Here is a 17,292-nt window from a genome sequence, read left to right as displayed (position 1 = left end):
AATAATGTCTTAAATCGCTTTATTTTACTTCGTTTCTTTATTTAATTAAATAACTGATATTCAGTATTTTAACTCATATGTACCATTAAAACACTGATATCCGCAGGAGAAACACCCGAAATCCGGGAAGCTTGGCCTAATGTTCTAGGTTTTACTTTTAATAGTTTTTGTCTTGCTTCGATCGATAATGAAGTTAAGGAATTATAATCAAATTCTGGATTGATTTCTTTGTCCTCCATTTTCTTCATCTTGTTCACAATTTCCATTTCCTTCTCAAAGTAACTATCGTATTTCACTTTGATCTCTGCTTGTTCAATAGTTTCCTTATCAAATTGCGATAAGTAGTTTGCTAAGGTTTTATCCGCTCTGATGATGTCATTCATCTCGACTTGTGGTCTACTTAGGATATTGAACAATCTTGTTTTTTGACTGATAGAACTGCTTCCTTTTTCGGCCAACACTTGGTTCATGTTGTCGATGGAAACTGAATTTGTTTTTAGGAACTCCACGATATCATCCGAGTTTTTTACTTTATCATTTACGATCTGTAATCTTTCATCGGATACCAATCCTAATTTATGGGCGATAGGGGTAAGGCGAATATCCGCATTATCCTGTCTCAATAATAGGCGGTGTTCTGCTCTGGAAGTGAACATCCGATAAGGCTCGTCTGTACCTTTTGTTACCAGGTCATCCACCAATACGCCGATATAAGATTCCGATCTTTTCAATATTAATTCATGCAGATCGTTGATGCGTTGATGCGCATTGATCCCTGCCAAGAAACCCTGTGCTCCTGCTTCTTCATATCCCGTGGTGCCATTGATCTGTCCTGCAAAGAAAAGGTGTTTTACCTTTAGCGTTTCCAAGGTTAGATCCAATTGCATCGGTGGGAAAAAATCGTATTCAATGGCGTATCCCGGTCTGTACATTTTCGCCTGCTCAAATCCTGGGATTAATTGCAACGCTTTTAATTGTACGTCCTCCGGAAGGGAAGTAGAGAATCCATTAACATAAATTTCCACCGTACGGAATCCTTCGGGTTCAACAAAAATCTGATGCCTTTCGCGCTCCGCAAAACGGTTGATTTTATCTTCGATCGATGGACAATAACGTGGTCCCAAACCTTTGATTCTTCCGGTGAACATAGGAGATTTTTCAAATCCTGTTTTCAAAACCTCATGTACTTTATCGTTCGTATAGGTAATCCAACAACAGCGTTGTTCGGTTGGAACCTCTACATTGGTATAGGAAAAACGTCCGCGATTTTCATCACCCCATTGCTCTTCCATCCGTTCATAATTCAGACTTCTTCCATCTACACGGGGAGGAGTACCAGTCTTCATTCTACCGGATTCAAAACCTAAAGACACCAACTGTTCGGTCAATCCTGTCGCCGCTTTTTCCCCAGTTCTACCGCCACCAAATTTCTTTTCGCCCACATGGATTACCCCATTAAGGAACGTTCCATTAGTAAGCACTACAGCATCACTTTCTATACGGATACCCATTGACGTAATCACACCTGCAGCTTTTCCGTTTTCTACGATGACTTCTTTTACCGTATCCTGCCACATATCCAAATTAGGAATGGACTCTAATTGCCAACGCCATTCTTCAGCAAAGCGCATACGGTCATTCTGTGTTCTTGGGCTCCACATGGCTGGACCTTTGGAAAGGTTCAACATGCGGAATTGTATAGTAGATTTATCAGCAATGATACCAGTATATCCACCCATGGCATCAATCTCTCTTACGATTTGACCTTTTGCCACACCACCGATAGCCGGGTTACAGCTCATCTGTGCGATCACCCCCATGTTCATGGTGATGAGCAAAACAGAGGAACCCAGGTTAGCCGCTGCTGCTGCTGCCTCACATCCGGCATGGCCGGCCCCAACTACAATTACATTATATTTTTTAAACATAGATTATTCTCAAGTTTCACGTGGAACTGATAAAGGAGTTTCACGTGAAACGTATTATATAAATTCTGCCAACTCCATCCAGCGTTCTGTTTTGCTGTCAAGACTGGTCTTGCTCTTTTCTATCTCTTCCGCTATTTCCTGAAGCTCCACATGGTTCGTTGTGCTCGAAAGTTTTTCGGTCAACACACTCACCTGGTTCTCCAAGGTTTCGATTTCCTTTTCCAAGGACTCGAACTCATGCTGTTCCTTGAAGCTTAGCTTCTTCTTTTTCTCTTGAACCGGTTGAACTTTTTCAACCTTCTTCTCTACCTTTTTCTCTACGGCTTCCTGCTCCAATTTGAAGTCGGCATAGTTACCATTATAGATCACTACCTCGGCATCTCCTTTGAAGACGAACAATTGTTCCGTCAGTTTGTCTATCAAGTAACGGTCGTGGGAAACTAAGATCAATACCCCAGGGTACTCCTCTAAAAATTCTTCCAGGATATTCAAGGTATCAATATCCAGATCATTGGATGGCTCATCTAGTATCAGGAAGTTCGGATTGGCCATCAACACCCGCATCAATTGCAACCTCTTTTTTTCTCCACCACTCAGTTTGCTTACCAAACCAAATTGCTTCTCCGGTGGAAATAAAAATTTAGTCAATAATTGGGAAGCCGTGATCACTTCTCCACTTTTCATCTCGATGAAATCGGCCACATTCTTGACAATGTCCAACACGCGCTCATCCGTCGAGAAGCTCAAACCTTCCTGTTTATAGTAACCATATTTGGTCGTCTCGCCCACATCAATTTTACCTGAAGTAGGCAGGAGGATGCCTGTAATCAAATTCAAAAAAGTAGACTTACCACTTCCGTTCTTTCCGGCTAGACCAATTCGGTCTCCCTTCTTGAATATGTAGGAAAAATCCTTAATGATGTCTTTACCGGCTACAGCAAATCCAACCTTATCTAATTCCAAGATTTTATTTCCCTGGCGGGAAACTTTAACCGAAAGCTCCACATTATCTTTCTTCCTCGGACCCTTGGATCGCTCCTCTAAGTCGTAGAAAGATTCAATTCTCGCCTTCGCTTTAGTACCCCTTGCCTGTGGCTGACGGCGCATCCAATCGAGCTCCTTCCTCCATAGGTTTCTGGCCTTATCCGCCGCCGCAATTTCTGTTGCTTCACGCTCGGCTTTCTTCTCCAAGAAGTAGGCGTAATTTCCTTTATAGGAATAGACCTGCCCTTTATCCAACTCCCTAATTTCTGTACAGATATTATCGAGAAAATAACGGTCGTGGGAAACCAACAATACCGTCTTCTGTCCGGTGGTCAATAGTTTTTCCAACCATTCAATGGTCTCAATGTCCAAGTGGTTGGTCGGCTCATCCAATACATAGATATCCGGTTCATCAATCAAGAGCTTCGCCAAAGCCAAGCGTTTCTTTTGGCCTCCACTCAAGGATGCGATCTGCTGATTGAAGTTTTTGATCTGGAACCTATTAAGGATGGTCTTGATGTTGTTTTCATATTCCCAAGCGTTCAAGTTGGTCAACCTTTCGGTGATATCCATGAAATGTTTTGAGTTAAAATCTTGATTTTCAACTAATTGTTCGTATTCTTTGATTAATTGTTGCTGCTCATTATCCAAGCTGAATATGAAATCATTGATGGTATTCAGGTAGGAGAAATCGGGTTCTTGTGGTAGATAACCAATTCGGAGTCCGCGCTCTTTAACAACCCTACCTTTTGTAGGGACGACCAGTTCGGCCAATATCTTCAATAAGGTAGATTTTCCGGTACCATTGATACCGACCAATGCTACACGGTCGCCTTTCTGTAAAGCAAAATGTAAATCTTGAAATAACCAGCGATCATTAAATGAATGGCTAACTTGTTCTGTGCTTAAAATACTCACCTAGATGTTTTGACGTAAAATTCCAAGCACAAAATTATTAAATATTTGTTACTCCTTAACCCTTAAATATGAAATGTGTACTTATACTGATAAAAGTGTCCCATTAATTCAGCCTGTAGGAGGCAATCAGGTTGAAACGAGGGATGTGAACATGGAAAATGGAATTGTCGATCTCCCGGATCATTTCATAATATCCTTCCATAAAACCAAGGTCACTTTTGAGGTTGCAGCCCGACACATATTGATGGCTTTCACCCGGAGCTAAAATGGGTTGCTCGCCAACCACACCATCGCCGTCCACCTGTTTGATATCGCCGGTAGAATCAAAGATGTTCCAATGTCTTCTTAATAATTGCACCGTGTATTCACTGTTATTTTCAATCGTGATACGATAGGCAAACATAAAATGCTCGTTATCAGGATTGGAATACTCGGATTGATAAGTAGACTCAACGGAAATTTTCACGCCAGATGTAGTTTGTGTCGTCATTGCTTCAAATATATTAATTTACCCTAGATGCACAACTATCTTCAACCATTGTACTAGTTAAATTACGTTTTTTAGACAAATAAATTACATAATCCCTTGAAATTTAATGTTTAAAACCCATTTTTTCTTCAAACTTTTTTCAGATTGTAGACGGGCTGGAAGTGAGATTTAAGTGAGGTGTAAGTGAGTTGTAAGTGCCTTTTAGCACTTACAACTCACTTACATGTCACTTGCACCCTACTTGCCGCAAGAAGTCAACCTGAATTTCTCTAAAATTGATTAGGTTTGTAACATGGCAAAAGGCTCTTTGTATTTAATACCTGTACCCTTGGCTCAGGAAGCTGAGAAAGCATCTTATACCTTATTACATGCGGATATAATCAACCATATCAAGGAATATGTGGTAGAGAACGAAAAAACAGCTCGAAAATTCCTGAAAGAAGCGGGTTTGAAACGTCCGCAGCAGGAACTGATCATTCACGATTATGGCAAGCATCAGCGGGAGAAGATCAATTACCATGAAATATTCAAGAATGCGGTTGCTGGTGAAGATATCGGCTTGATGTCGGAAGCCGGTTGCCCGGCCATAGCGGATCCGGGTTCTGATGTGGTGGCCGAAGCCCACAAAAGAGGCATCCGGGTAATTCCCATGGTGGGACCGAATTCCATTCTGATGAGCTTGATGGCTTCAGGCTTCAACGGACAACACTTTAGTTTTCTCGGATATCTGCCCATCGATAAATCAGCAAGGTCCAAAAAAATAAAAGATATCGAACAGATAAGTCAGCGAGAGAAATCCACACAGATTTTTATCGAAACACCTTTCCGGAATAATCAATTGTTAGCAGAACTTTTAAAGAGCTGTAAACCGCAAACAAAACTTTGTATTGCCTGTAATATTACAGCAGGGGATGAATATATTTTCACCCAATCCATCAGTCAATGGAAGGATACGAAAATAGATCTCCATAAGAAACCCTGTATTTTTCTATTATTTGCTGGGTAAATCGTAATTTTAATATTTTAGTGCGGATCAATATAACAGAACATTAAATGCCAGAAACCCTATCTCCTGAGTTGATAGATGAGTTATATAGACTCAGTATATTCGTTTTTATTTTCACCCTAATTGTATGGGCACTATATGCCAATACCATACGCAAAACATTAGCTTTAATAGCACCGGAAAATCAGTTCATAAAGCCCAATCAAGCGTGGATCCTTGTGATTCCATTCATCAATGTATATTGGAATTTTGAAGTAGCAAGGAAGCTTTCCTATTCCCTCAACAATGAATTTTTTGATCGTAAAATAGAAGTGGAAGAAAATCCGGCACTCAAAGCAGGATTAGCCTATGCTTGGTCATTTCTGATCTATCTCACACCGTTCGGACTATTTTTTCCAATTCCGGTCTTTGTGACTTTTGTGATTTTCTTTGTCATGCTGATCTATTTCATCAGTTATTGGTATAAAGTCAATCAATTCAGGGAGTTGATCATCGAACATAATAAATGGAAGGATAATCAAACCAACAACTAACATGAAAATCAAAGATATAACCCAGTTTTTGGAAGAATTGGCGCCATCCAATTACCAGGAGAGCTATGATAACTCCGGTTTGATCGTGGGCGACCCAAATAAGGAGGTCCACAAGGCGCTGATCTCCTTGGATTGTACCGAAGCCGTGGTAGAAGATGCCATAGAAAAAGGATGCGATATCATCATTTCCCATCATCCCATTGTGTTCTCAGGGATGAAGCGATTTAATGGTAAAAACTATGTCGAAAGAACGATTATAAAGGCGATAAAGCATGATATTGCGCTATATGCCATCCATACCAACCTGGACAATATTGCCGGAGGGGTAAGCAGCAAGATGGCCGACAAATTAGGACTGGAAAACCAGGCCATTTTACGGCCTAAGGCAGGATTGTTAAAGAAATTGGTGGTCTATGTGCCCCGCACGCATGTGGAGGAAGTGCGAAATGCGCTATTCGAAGCTGGTGCCGGAGCCATCGGCGATTACGACGAATGCAGCTACAATACAGTAGGATATGGAACGTTTAGGCCATTGGAAGGAGCCAATCCAGCGATTGGCGCTGTGGGTAGCCAGGAAAGGGTAGAGGAGACCAAAATAGAAGTGATCTTTCCCGTACAGCGCGAAAGAAAGATCTTGGTTTCCATGTTGGCCGCACATCCCTATGAGGAAGTGGCCTATCATATCATCAGCCTGGATAACAGCCTTTCATCGGTAGGATCCGGAGCGATCGGAAACCTAAAAACGCCCATGCGTGAGGAGGAATTCCTAGCCTTTTTGAAAGAACAGTTTCAATTACAGGTCATCCGCCATACCAGTTTATCCGGTAAACCGATAAAAAGAGTGGCGCTCTGTGGTGGTGCCGGAGGGTTCCTGTTGAACGATGCAAAGCGCTCTGGTGCAGATATTTTCATCACCGCAGACTATAAATATCATGAGTTTTTTGATGCCGAAGAAGAAATCGTCATCGCTGATATCGGACATTTTGAAAGTGAACAATTTACTCAAGAATTATTGTTGGAAGTAATTACGAAAAAATTTGCTAACTTTGCTGTCCTATTGACAGAAATAGATACAAATCCTATAAAATACTACAGTTAATGGAACAAACCGTAGAACAAAAATTAAAAGCTTTATGGGCGTGGCAATCAATTGAAACAAAAATTGATAAGATACGCCAGGTACGTGGAGAGTTACCTATTGAGGTAGCAGACTTAGAGGATGAGATCGCAGGTCTTGACACCCGTATCGAAAAAATTCGCAATGAGTTGGATGAATTAGAAGACTCGATTGTGAAACGTAAAAACATGATCAAAGATGCGCAAGCTTCCATCAAAAAATACGAATCACAACTTAATGAAGTAAAAAACAACCGTGAATACGATGCTATTTCTAAAGAGATCGAAATTCAAGGATTGGAAATTCAGGTATGTGAAAAACGTATTCGTGAAGCTGAGTTCGAAATCAAGAACAAAACAGAAGCTTATGATGCTACTGTGAAGAATGTTGATTTCAGCAAAGGCGAATTGGGCGGCAAAAAACAAGAATTGGAAACCATCACTTCGGAAACACAGATTGAAGAAGATGATTTGTTGAAAGATGTTGCGGCAGCTGAAACCCAAATCGAAGAGCGTCTATTGAAGGTGATCAAGAAACTTCGTAAGTCTTTCCGTAATGGATTGGCAGTCGTTTCTATCGAGCGTGATAGCTGTTCAGGTTGTCACAACAAGATTCCACCTCAATTGCAGTCAGAAATCCGTCAACGTAAGAAAATCATCATCTGCGAACACTGTGGTCGTATCCTGGTTGATGAGGAAATTGCAAACGAAGAAGCATCGTAATTTGCTTTCAAATAATATTTTTAAGGGCTATCTGTTCATCAGGTAGCCCTTCTTTTTTTAACAATTAGGTAATATTTAAGATATAGAACCGCCTGAATAACAATAAACAGTCTAATTTTCCTATTTTTAGGCTTCATTCCAAATCATGAATATGTTAAAATCAATATTAACCATTCTTGCACTTTCGGCGGGTCAATTAGTTATGGCCCAACAAGCTGGAGAGACCTTATTATTACGGAATCCCAGTATAAGTGACAAGCACATTACCTTTGTATATGGAGGTGATATATGGGTAGCGGATAAAAACGGCCAGAACCCAAGAAGACTAACGGTAAACCCAGCAGTCGAACAGAACCCAATGTTCTCTCCCGATGGAAACCAAATCGCATTTACGGGAAACTACGATGGTAATACCGATGTTTATGTGGTTTCAGTACAAGGAGGAGCACCAAAGAGAATCACCAGCCATCCGGCATCAGATGTCTTGAGGGGTTGGATCTCCAATGACGAGGTTTACTTCACTACCCAAAGAGAGCTTACCTATTCCCTAGGAAGCCGTCTTTACAAATCCAAGATCAATGCTTCCGTAGATTATCCTTTGCCTATGCCAGAGGCCTACCAGGGTTCACCATCGGCAGATGGTCGTTATTGGGCATACATCAAAAACAGCGATCCTACTGAACGCGACCGTGTGGCTTTCAAGCGTTATCGCGGTGGTGGTATGCCTTCTATCTGGATCTTTGATACCAAAACCAACGATATTCAGATCGTTCCAGGTGAAAAATGTAATGATGTAAAACCGGTTTGGTTGGGCGATAAGGTTTATTTCCTTTCCGATAGGGATAAAACAGTAAACATTTTCAGCTATGACGTGAAGAGCAAACAGGTGGAGAAACTAACGAAGTTTGCTGATTATGATGTCAGGACGTTGAACGGAAATGCTGCTGAACTGGTGTTCGAGCAGGCAGGAAAGCTGCACATCCTGAATTTGGCGAGTAAAAAACACCAACCGATCAGCATCAGTCTGAATGCGGATGCGATGTACAAACGCTCCAGATATGCGGATCTGAATGAAAGTATCCGTGGTTGGGAGATTTCCTCAACCGGGCAGCGAGCGTTGTTCGAATCCAGGGGCGAGATCTTCTCGGTACCAAAAGATAAGGGTGATGCCCGCAATATCTCCAATTCTCCAGGAAGCCATGAACGTTTTCCGGCTTGGTCTCCCAATGGAAAGTGGATTTCCTACCTTTCTGACAAGAATGGAAAATATGAATTGGTATTGCGTGATCAAAAGGCCGTGGACGAGCCGATCCATATCAAATTAGGAGAAACCAATTTCTATTTTCAACCAACATGGTCGCCTGATAGCAAGAAGTTATTCTTCAATGATTCACATCTTAACCTTTATTATGTAGATATCAATAGCAAGAAGGTGGTAAAAGTGGCTGATGATTATTTAGGCTCCCATACCGGACGTTCCTATAACATGTTCCAACCTAGCTGGTCGCCAGATTCCAAATGGCTTTCTTTTGTAAAAACATTGCCTAATGGTGTTTCTGCAGTGAACATGTATAACCTGGAAACCAAGCAGACCCAACAGATCACAGACGGCATGAGCAATGTGTCTTCTCCGATCTTTACCAAAGACGGTAAATACCTGGTATTCCTGAGCAGTACTGATGTAGGTTTGACCAATTCCGGACTGCACATGACCGCATACGACCGTCGTCCGCAATACAATGCTTACGCTTTCCTATTATCCAGCGAAACGCCTTCCATTTTCAAGAACGAAAGTGATGAAGAAACGGTAAAATCGGATGAACCGAAGAAAGAGGAAAAGAAGGAGCAAGAGAATAAGGATGCAAAAGACAGTAAGTCTAATGGAAAATCAGCTGATAAAAAAGGTGCTGATCCTAAATCATCGGATGCTAAAAACGAGAAATCCAAAGATATCAAGGTAGATTTCGCCAACATTAATAGCAGAATCATGGCTTTACCGATCCCTGCGGGATCCTATGGCTTTGATGGGCATGTGGAGAATCAATTGATCTATACACGCGATCGTACTATCTATGCCTTCGATTTGAATAAACTGGAAGAGAAATCGTTGGTAGAGAACGCCGGCGGATTTACCATCTCTGCAGATGGAAAACAGATGTTGTACAGCAACCGTCAAGGTTATTACATCGTGAATGCGGGTCAGAAACCTCAGGGTGAAAGTGGTAAACTGAAATTGGATAACATCAAATTATTGGTAGAACCAGAACAGGAGTGGAAACAGATCTACAATGAGGTTTGGAACATGCAGCAGGATTTCTTCTATGTGGAGAACATGCATGGTGCGGATTGGGCAGCTGTAAAGAAAAAATATGAGAAATTCCTTCCTTATGTAAACCACCGTTCGGACCTGGGTTACCTATTGAACGAAATGATGGGCGAGTTGGTTGTTGGGCATAGTTATATCTATCCTGGCGATGAACCATCTGCACCTTCTGTTTCTTCGGGAGTTTTGGGCGCGGATTATATGATCGAGAATAACCGTTATAAGATTTCCAAAATCTATAACCGTATGGACTGGAACCCTTCTTTTAAAGCGCCATTGGCAGAGCCTGGTTTGAACATTTATGAAGGTATGTATATCTTGGCTGTAAATGGTAAGGAACTGACAGCAGATATCGATATCTATAGCTTATTCGATAATACGGTTGGAAAACAGGTCAACCTGAAGGTGAATGATAAACCAAGTCTTTCCGGTGCGAAGGATGTGGTGGTAAAACCGATCTCTTTTGGCAACGAAGTTGGTCTTCGTCGTCAAGAATGGGTAGAAAGAAACCGCAAAAAAGTAGACCAGCTGAGCAATAACCAGATTGCTTATGTTTATATGCCAAATACAGGTAGAGAGGGATATGTCTCTTTCAACAGGTATTATTTCTCGCAAATGGACAAGAAAGCGCTTTTATTGGACGAACGTAACAATGGTGGAGGTTCGGTGGCCGATTATGTGATCGACCTATTATCGAGGGATCTGATTGCCGGTTGGGGAATCCGTGATGGAAAAAGCTTCACGACTCCAGGTAATGGAATTTTTGGACCTAAAGCGATGATCATCAATGAAAATGCTGGTTCTGGAGGAGATATGATGCCGTATATGTTCCGCCATAAAGGTTTGGGAAAATTGGTTGGTCGGACTACTATGGGAATCTTGGTCGGTATCAGTGGTTACCCGCCATTGTTGGATGGAGGAAGTGTTACAGCACCTAATTTCGGGGTATTTGACCTAAATGGAAACTATATCATCGAGAATGAAGGGGTAGCACCGGATATCTTTATCGAGCAGACGCCGAAGGACCTGATCGAAGGTAGAGACCCACAATTGGAAAAAACAGTTCAATTGTTGTTGGAGGAAATGAAAACTTATCCATACAAGGAACTTAAAAAACCAAAAGATCCGGTTCGGGTGAATTAATATATTTTAATAAATAAGGAGAAGCCATATCCGTTTGGGGTATGGCTTCTTTTGTTGGGTATCCGTTGCTTTGTTGGATCCAAATTGCTTTGTTTTTCCAGATACTGGGAAATCTTGCTAAATTTGAGTATGCTAATAGAAATCTGGTCAGACATTATGTGTCCCTTTTGTTATATCGGGAAACATCAATTTGATAAAGCCTTAAATGCTTTACCATTCAAGGAGGATATTGAAGTGCAATATAAGAGCTATCAATTGAACCCGGAATATACCCATGTGGAAGGCGATAGTACCTATGGGTTTTTAAGCCGTTCCAAGGGGATCAGTATGGAACAAGCGAAGGATATGACCAATCATGTGGTACAAATGGGGAAACAGGCAGGCGTGGATATTAATTTTGATACCAATATTCCTGCAAATACCTTTAAATCCCATGAGTTGATCCATTTTGCGGCATCCAAGGGGAAAGCCAAGGAAATGAAGGAACGCTTGTTCGAGGCCCATTTTACAGAGGGTCTGAACATAGAGAAACAGGAGGTTTTGGTACAGTTGGCTACTGAGGTGGGATTATTAGCAGAAGAAGCCAAAGAGGCTTTACAGACGGATAGGTATGCAACGGCGGTAAGGCAGGATCTGCACGAGGCCATACAGATCGGTATCCGCGGCGTACCATTCTTTCTCTTTGATCGTAAATATGCTGTTTCTGGCGCCCAAGGCGTAGAAGCATTTACAGAGGTCTTGGAAAAGAGTTTTCAGGAATGGAAGGATAACAAACCAGAAATCACGAATAATTAATGGATTACCAAAAGCAGGGCTCAGCCTGGCAATCACTGTTCCTTTTATTGATCTTGACATTGGTATGTGCCTTTGTCACCCAATTTATTGCGGTAATTGGCTATCTGCTGTTTTCAGGTGATTTTAGATCCATCCTGCAAAGTCAGGATATGAGCAGCGTCATGGGTTCCAAGGGTTTCCTTTATACCTCATTGATGGTGAGCAGCCTCGGAACATTCTTGTTTCCAGCCTTGTTGCTCCAACAACGTGAAAAACAGGTCTTCGATTATTTTCCTACCGAAAGGACACATATATTCAAATTGCTTTTATTGACGCTTTTGTTTCTGCTGGCCTTTAATCCCAGCATGGAATGGATCAGCCGTTTGAACCAGCAAATGATGTTGCCGGATTCGCTTGGAGGCGTAGAGGAATGGATGCGGGATAAGGAAGACAGCATGGCCGATTTGACCGAAAATATTGTTATGGTGGATAATATTCCTGGCCTACTGTTGAATATTTTGGTCATGGCGATTGTACCGGCCATTGTGGAGGAATATTATTTCCGTGGGGCATTGCAGGGTATTCTGGGACGGATCATTCCCAATATGCATGTTGCCATCTGGTTAACCGCCATCATCTTCTCGGCCATCCATGTGCAATTCTATGGTTTCTTTCCAAGGATGATCCTCGGATTGATCTTTGGCTATGCCTTTTATTGGAGTAAAAACATCTGGGTGCCGATATTTGGCCATTTTATCAATAACTTTACCGTGACTTTGGTCGCCTACTATTATCAGAAACAAGGAAAATCTTTTCAAGATTTACAGAACATGGAATCCTATTCCACTGTTTATTATATATTGAGTGTGGTATTTAGCATAGCATTGGGCTATTATTTTTATCAGGTTACCCATAAAAAGAAAATCTATGAGCAATCCCAATTGGGTTAAAATAAGGACCTATACAGACCGGGTCCGGGCAGAGATCGTGAAACAGATGCTGGTTGAAAATGATATTCCGGCCGTATTGATGAACAAACAGGATTCTTCTTATCCTGTTTTTGGAAACATTGAACTGCTTGTTGATAGGGAACATCAATTGGAGGCCGTTGCCCTTATCGATAGTTTCTCCGAAGAAGACCTAGAGCATGAAGACTAGAGCGATTACCGGTTTTTTCTTTGTGCTGGTTCTGGTGGCAGCAACCATCTTCAATGCCTATGTATTTGCGGCCTTTTTTTCCTTGTTGGGAATTTTTTCCGCAAGGGAGTTCTTCGGGATCTGTAAAACGGCGGATACCAAACCGCTGATGTGGATAGGAACGATCTGCGCAGCAGTAATGGCGCTATTGGCTTCGGCGGTCTTTTTGGGTCAGCTTCAGCCCTTGAGCCTGTTATTGGCGGTTCCTTTGGTTTCGCTCCTATTCATCTCTTCCCTGTACCTCAAAAGGGAAAAACCTTTCCATGATATTGCTTATACCGTTTTGGGATTATGGTATGGCTGTGTTCCTTTTCTGTTTTTTATCGGATTGGGATTTTTGGATACAACCTTCAATCCGAATATCCCGATGGGATTTTTGATCATGCTTTGGTCCAATGATACGGGCGCTTACCTATCGGGCAGAGCATTAGGAAAACATAAATTATTTGAACGTATCAGCCCGAATAAAACCTGGGAAGGCTTTATCGGAGGGGTAGTCCTGGCAATTTTGGTTTCCTTATTACTGAACCATTATTTTGTAGGACTAACGCAGATCCAATGGATCTCTATGGCCTTGATCATCGGGATTTTTGGAACCTTAGGTGACCTGGTGGAGTCCATGTTGAAAAGAAGCTTAGGCATTAAGGATTCCGGACAGATCTTGCCTGGCCATGGTGGTTTTCTGGATCGTTTTGATGGACTGCTGATCGCTGCACCATTGGTTTTTATCGTACTGACTTTATTTTAATAGCATGAAGATCGAAAAATCTACTTTTGATTTCTTGAACAACCTGAAAGAGAACAACAACAGAGAGTGGTTCCAGGAAAATAAACCGGCTTATGAGGCTGCTTTAGCGAATGTAACGGCATTTATTGAGGCGATCATTTTGGAGCTTTCAAAATTGGATCCCCACATCAATACGGATATCTCTGCAAAGAAATGCTTGTTCCGGATTTACAGGGATGTTCGGTTTTCAAAGAATAAGGATCCTTATAAATCCTGGTTTGCAGCGGGTATTTCCATTGATGGCCGAAAATTGGCCGGGCCGGAATATTATATCCATATTGAACCGGAAGGAACTTTTTTGGCGGTAGGCTATTGGAGGCCAGAAAAGCAACATTTGGATTCCATTCGTCAGGAGATCGATTACAGTGCGGAGGAATTGTTCAAGGCATTGGAAAAAGGGGGCTGGAAAGCGGAGGAAATGTCTGCAGAAGATAGATTGCAGCGACCTCCTGCAGGATATGCGGCAGATAACCCGAATATAGACCTTTTAAAGCACCGAAGCTTTATCTTGCATAAGAATATTAGCAGAAAGGAAATGGAGTCTCCTAAGGCTTTAAATACGGTAATTGAGACCTATTCCTCGATGATTCCTTTTAAGGATTTTATTCATCAGGCGATTGAGCAATAATAAAGCAGTTTAATCCGTCTATTAGAGTTTATCTATCAGAGGTTATAAACATCAAAAAGCGCTTATTACTATCAAACAGCACTTATAAAGGGAGGCTGATCTTTCCCATACAGACAGCAGGGGAGTTCTTGATGTTTTTCACATCTTCTGGATTACCTGCTACGGTTTCATTGGCCAGCACCGCAAATAGACAAGCCTCCTTGGCATCAGGATTTATTCCTAAATTGGAGAAAGACTGAACCTGATTAGGAAAGGTCTCTTCCAGCTGTTTCATCAACAGCGGATTATGGAGTCCGCCACCACTTACATACACCTGAAAACTTTCCAGTTCTGCAGTGGCTTTTTGGATTCCCAGTATCATGGTCTTGGCCGAGAAGGTATTGAGCGTTGCCATGATATCCTCCTTGGAAAGCTTTTCCAGATCTTTATCTTTTATTTTCTTTTCCAGGTAGACGAGGTTGAACAACTCTGGACCGGTGGTTTTTGGAAAACCCAGGCTCAGGAAGGGTTCATTCAGCAATAGATCTAGCAGTTCGGACTGTACTTTCCCTTTGTTGGCCATCTCAGCATCCTTGTCCATTTCCAATCCGAAATGTTGGTGCATGAACTGGTTCATTATGGTGTTTCCAGGACCCAGATCGGTAGCATAGGCTTTTTGTTCCGAACCGATGCTTGGAAGGAAGGTAAAGTTGGAGATACCTCCAATATTCAATAAGATCCTGTTTTCTTTAGGGTCGCTAAAGAGCAGGTAATCGCCATAAGCGGCTAGAGGAGCACCTTCGCCACCGGCGGCAATATGTTTCTGCCGGAAGTCGGATAGGGTGATGATACCTGTTTTAACAGCAATATGATCCGCATCTCCGATCTGTAGGGTGCTATTGGGTAAGCGATGGTCTTTTGTCAGGGATTGAGGCGCATGAAAGACGGTTTGCCCATGGCTGGCGATCAAGTCTATATCCGCAGGAGCTAAGCCCCAAGAAGCTAATGCTTCAAGGATTAAAGCAGCGTGTGTGCTGCCTACATAAGCATTTATTCCGCAGAGTAGCTGTTGATCAATCTGCCTTTTGGCGAATATTTCCCTAATCCAGTTCCGGAAATCATCCTGATAATCCAGGGTTATAAATTTTTCAAGTGAGATTTTAGAGCTTGGGCCAGAACCACTGATGCGGCAAAGCGCGATATCTAGACCATCAAGGGAAGTTCCGGACATTAATCCGAGGATCAAACGTTCCTTTTTCTGGGCGATGCGGTAAAGGCTTTCGATGCAGGTATTCATAGGATAAAAATACATTTAAATTTGTAATATGCATTCTTAATCCTATTTTTGAAGGAAAAACAAATAATTACGACATGAATTTTCCTTCAGAATTAAAGTACACCAAAGACCACGAATGGATTCGTGTGGAAGGTGATGAAGCTGTTATTGGTATTACAGACTTCGCGCAACGCGAATTAGGCGATATCGTATTCGTTGATATCAATACTGTTGGTGAAGAGGTTGCTGCTAATGAGGTTTTCGGAACTATCGAAGCGGTAAAAACTGTATCTGATCTTTTTATGCCTGTTAATGCAGAAGTATTGGCAGTAAACGATGCGATCGATGCATCTCCAGAATTGGTTAACTCTGATCCTTACGGTGAAGGATGGATTATCCGTGTTAAATTAAGCAATGTTGCTGATGTTGATGGCTTGCTTTCTGCTGATCAATATAAATCAGAAGTTAACGCATAAGTATTTTAATACATAAAAAAAGAGGCAGATCCACGGATCTGCCTCTTTTTTTATGGGAAGGTTATAAACCTTGGACGATATTGTTCAAATCTAAATTGATGGTTTGCCCATCTTGATCCAATTTCATTTTTATTGTCATTACTTTTGGGTAATGGGTGTTGGTATCTAATATGTAGGTACCTGAATAATTACCTATTTTGGTATTTGATGAATCTTGGATATCTCCTGTAAATTCAAAATTGTATCCCTCTGCTGTTTTGGAAAGATATTTAGCATTCCTAATTACTGTCATTTCATTTGCAGTTTCCTTGGTTGTCCATGTATATCCTGGAGCCGCTGGTTTATCCGGTAATACAGATCCAGAAGTTAGGTTTTCAAAAGGGCTAAGAGCGGTTGTCCCTTCATCTTCGCTGCTCACTGCGCCCGCTTCGGTCATTTTCGTTGCCATCTTTTTACCAAGTAATGGTTCAAACTGTGCCGCGAAGATGGTTCCAATTTCATCGTCTGAAGGGTTTTCAGAATCATAACTTCCTTGTGCCATACCTGCATCAAGATCAATTTTTACCGCTTTTATGACGTTATCAACGGTGTAAATATTGTTTTCCAATTTGCTGGCCGTCATTTCTGTCTTGATATTCATATCCATTATAGTTCCTCCAGTTCCTCCTTCCACATCAATTTTGGCTTTTGCAACTTGGGTAAACGTTTTGTTTAATGGCAGTTTGATTTTAAATTCGGTAGTCTGTGCACTCACTGTGGAAACAGCTGTTCCCAACAGAAATAATAAGAATAATTTTCTCATGAATTATGGTTAATAGTAATCTGATTTTTAAAAGTTCTCTTTAAATATAAAGAATAATCAGCAAATATTGTTAAAATAAAAAGGCCTCAACACGAATGGAGGGCACTGAAAAAGTCTCAACTTTTTAATGAGATTTAAAGAAATGACTGAGTACAAGATTTATCTTACTCGGTCATTTTTGTTCTAAGGATTTCTGAAAATTTGTTTTT

Annotated in this window: 16 protein-coding genes; 11 read left to right on the top strand and 5 right to left on the bottom strand. The window is 41.4% G+C overall.

The features are described from left to right. Positions 1-68 precede the first annotated feature (68 nt). The 3 genes from mnmG to apaG form a co-directional block, all read right to left on the bottom strand. Positions 69-1,928, bottom strand: coding sequence for a tRNA uridine-5-carboxymethylaminomethyl(34) synthesis enzyme MnmG (gene mnmG / locus VJ786_RS00080; protein ID WP_134775990.1), 1,860 nt, complete (start codon positions 1,926-1,928; stop codon positions 69-71). Between the two features lie 54 nt (positions 1,929-1,982). Continuing rightward, positions 1,983-3,830, bottom strand: a complete 1,848-nt coding sequence (locus VJ786_RS00075) for an ABC-F family ATP-binding cassette domain-containing protein (RefSeq protein ID WP_336556970.1) — start codon at positions 3,828-3,830, stop codon at positions 1,983-1,985. Between the two features lie 103 nt (positions 3,831-3,933). Beyond that, positions 3,934-4,320 carry a Co2+/Mg2+ efflux facilitator ApaG/CorD gene (gene apaG, locus VJ786_RS00070; protein ID WP_099367185.1) on the bottom strand — a complete coding sequence of 129 codons (387 nt, stop codon included), beginning with the start codon at positions 4,318-4,320 and terminating at the stop codon, positions 3,934-3,936. 292 nt (positions 4,321-4,612) lie between these two features. Here apaG and VJ786_RS00065 point away from each other — a divergent pair, with 292 nt between their 5' ends. The 10 genes from VJ786_RS00065 to VJ786_RS00020 all read left to right on the top strand — a co-directional run bounded on the left by VJ786_RS00065 (position 4,613) and on the right by VJ786_RS00020 (position 14,550). Beyond that, complete coding sequence (locus tag VJ786_RS00065; protein WP_134775992.1) at positions 4,613-5,326, top strand: SAM-dependent methyltransferase; 714 nt, start codon at positions 4,613-4,615, stop codon at positions 5,324-5,326. Positions 5,327-5,373: 47 nt separating this feature from the next. Next, positions 5,374-5,859 carry a hypothetical protein gene (locus VJ786_RS00060; protein ID WP_134775993.1) on the top strand — a complete coding sequence of 162 codons (486 nt, stop codon included), beginning with the start codon at positions 5,374-5,376 and terminating at the stop codon, positions 5,857-5,859. Position 5,860: 1 nt separating this feature from the next. Further along, a complete protein-coding gene (locus VJ786_RS00055) occupies positions 5,861-6,958 on the top strand; it encodes a Nif3-like dinuclear metal center hexameric protein (RefSeq protein ID WP_336556969.1) in 1,098 nt (365 codons plus the stop codon). After that, positions 6,958-7,698 (top strand): zinc ribbon domain-containing protein, encoded by a 741-nt coding sequence (locus VJ786_RS00050; RefSeq protein WP_099367181.1) that lies wholly within the window; start codon positions 6,958-6,960, stop codon positions 7,696-7,698. The genes VJ786_RS00055 and VJ786_RS00050 overlap by 1 nt, the downstream gene beginning before the upstream one ends. 151 nt (positions 7,699-7,849) lie before the next feature. Then, entirely contained in the window at positions 7,850-11,164 is a 3,315-nt protein-coding gene (locus VJ786_RS00045) for a S41 family peptidase (protein ID WP_336556968.1), read from the top strand. Between the two features lie 129 nt (positions 11,165-11,293). Beyond that, positions 11,294-11,959, top strand: a complete 666-nt coding sequence (locus VJ786_RS00040) for a DsbA family oxidoreductase (protein ID WP_134776004.1) — start codon at positions 11,294-11,296, stop codon at positions 11,957-11,959. Beyond that, the gene (locus VJ786_RS00035) at positions 11,959-12,888 is read left to right on the top strand and encodes a CPBP family intramembrane glutamic endopeptidase (RefSeq protein WP_134776005.1); all 930 of its coding nucleotides are present in this window, start codon (positions 11,959-11,961) and stop codon (positions 12,886-12,888) included. Before VJ786_RS00040 ends, VJ786_RS00035 begins: the two co-directional genes overlap by 1 nt. After that, positions 12,866-13,096 carry a putative signal transducing protein gene (locus VJ786_RS00030; protein ID WP_134776006.1) on the top strand — a complete coding sequence of 77 codons (231 nt, stop codon included), beginning with the start codon at positions 12,866-12,868 and terminating at the stop codon, positions 13,094-13,096. Before VJ786_RS00035 ends, VJ786_RS00030 begins: the two co-directional genes overlap by 23 nt. Beyond that, positions 13,086-13,883: a phosphatidate cytidylyltransferase gene (locus tag VJ786_RS00025; RefSeq protein ID WP_336556967.1), complete on the top strand. Its 798-nt coding sequence runs from the start codon at positions 13,086-13,088 to the stop codon at positions 13,881-13,883. Before VJ786_RS00030 ends, VJ786_RS00025 begins: the two co-directional genes overlap by 11 nt. Positions 13,884-13,887: 4 nt before the next feature. After that, complete coding sequence (locus VJ786_RS00020; protein WP_134776008.1) at positions 13,888-14,550, top strand: DUF2461 domain-containing protein; 663 nt, start codon at positions 13,888-13,890, stop codon at positions 14,548-14,550. An 82-nt stretch (positions 14,551-14,632) separates the two neighbouring features. Here the strand turns inward: VJ786_RS00020 and VJ786_RS00015 are convergent, their stop codons facing one another. Next, positions 14,633-15,826, bottom strand: a complete 1,194-nt coding sequence (locus VJ786_RS00015; protein WP_336556966.1) for an anhydro-N-acetylmuramic acid kinase — start codon at positions 15,824-15,826, stop codon at positions 14,633-14,635. Positions 15,827-15,900: 74 nt separating this feature from the next. Here VJ786_RS00015 and gcvH point away from each other — a divergent pair, with 74 nt between their 5' ends. Then, complete coding sequence (gene gcvH / locus VJ786_RS00010; protein ID WP_134776010.1) at positions 15,901-16,281, top strand: glycine cleavage system protein GcvH; 381 nt, start codon at positions 15,901-15,903, stop codon at positions 16,279-16,281. 61 nt (positions 16,282-16,342) lie between these two features. Here gcvH and VJ786_RS00005 read toward each other — a convergent pair whose 3' ends face one another. Then, positions 16,343-17,083, bottom strand: coding sequence for a hypothetical protein (locus VJ786_RS00005; protein ID WP_134776011.1), 741 nt, complete (start codon positions 17,081-17,083; stop codon positions 16,343-16,345). Between the last annotated feature and the right edge of the window lie 209 nt (positions 17,084-17,292).

The sequence above is a fragment of the Sphingobacterium tenebrionis genome, from assembly GCF_037126265.1.
GTDB classification, from domain to species: Bacteria; Bacteroidota; Bacteroidia; order Sphingobacteriales; family Sphingobacteriaceae; genus Sphingobacterium; species Sphingobacterium tenebrionis.
The sequence above is the reverse complement of the archived record's forward strand: the minus strand, read 5'-3'. Positions and strand labels throughout refer to the sequence as shown.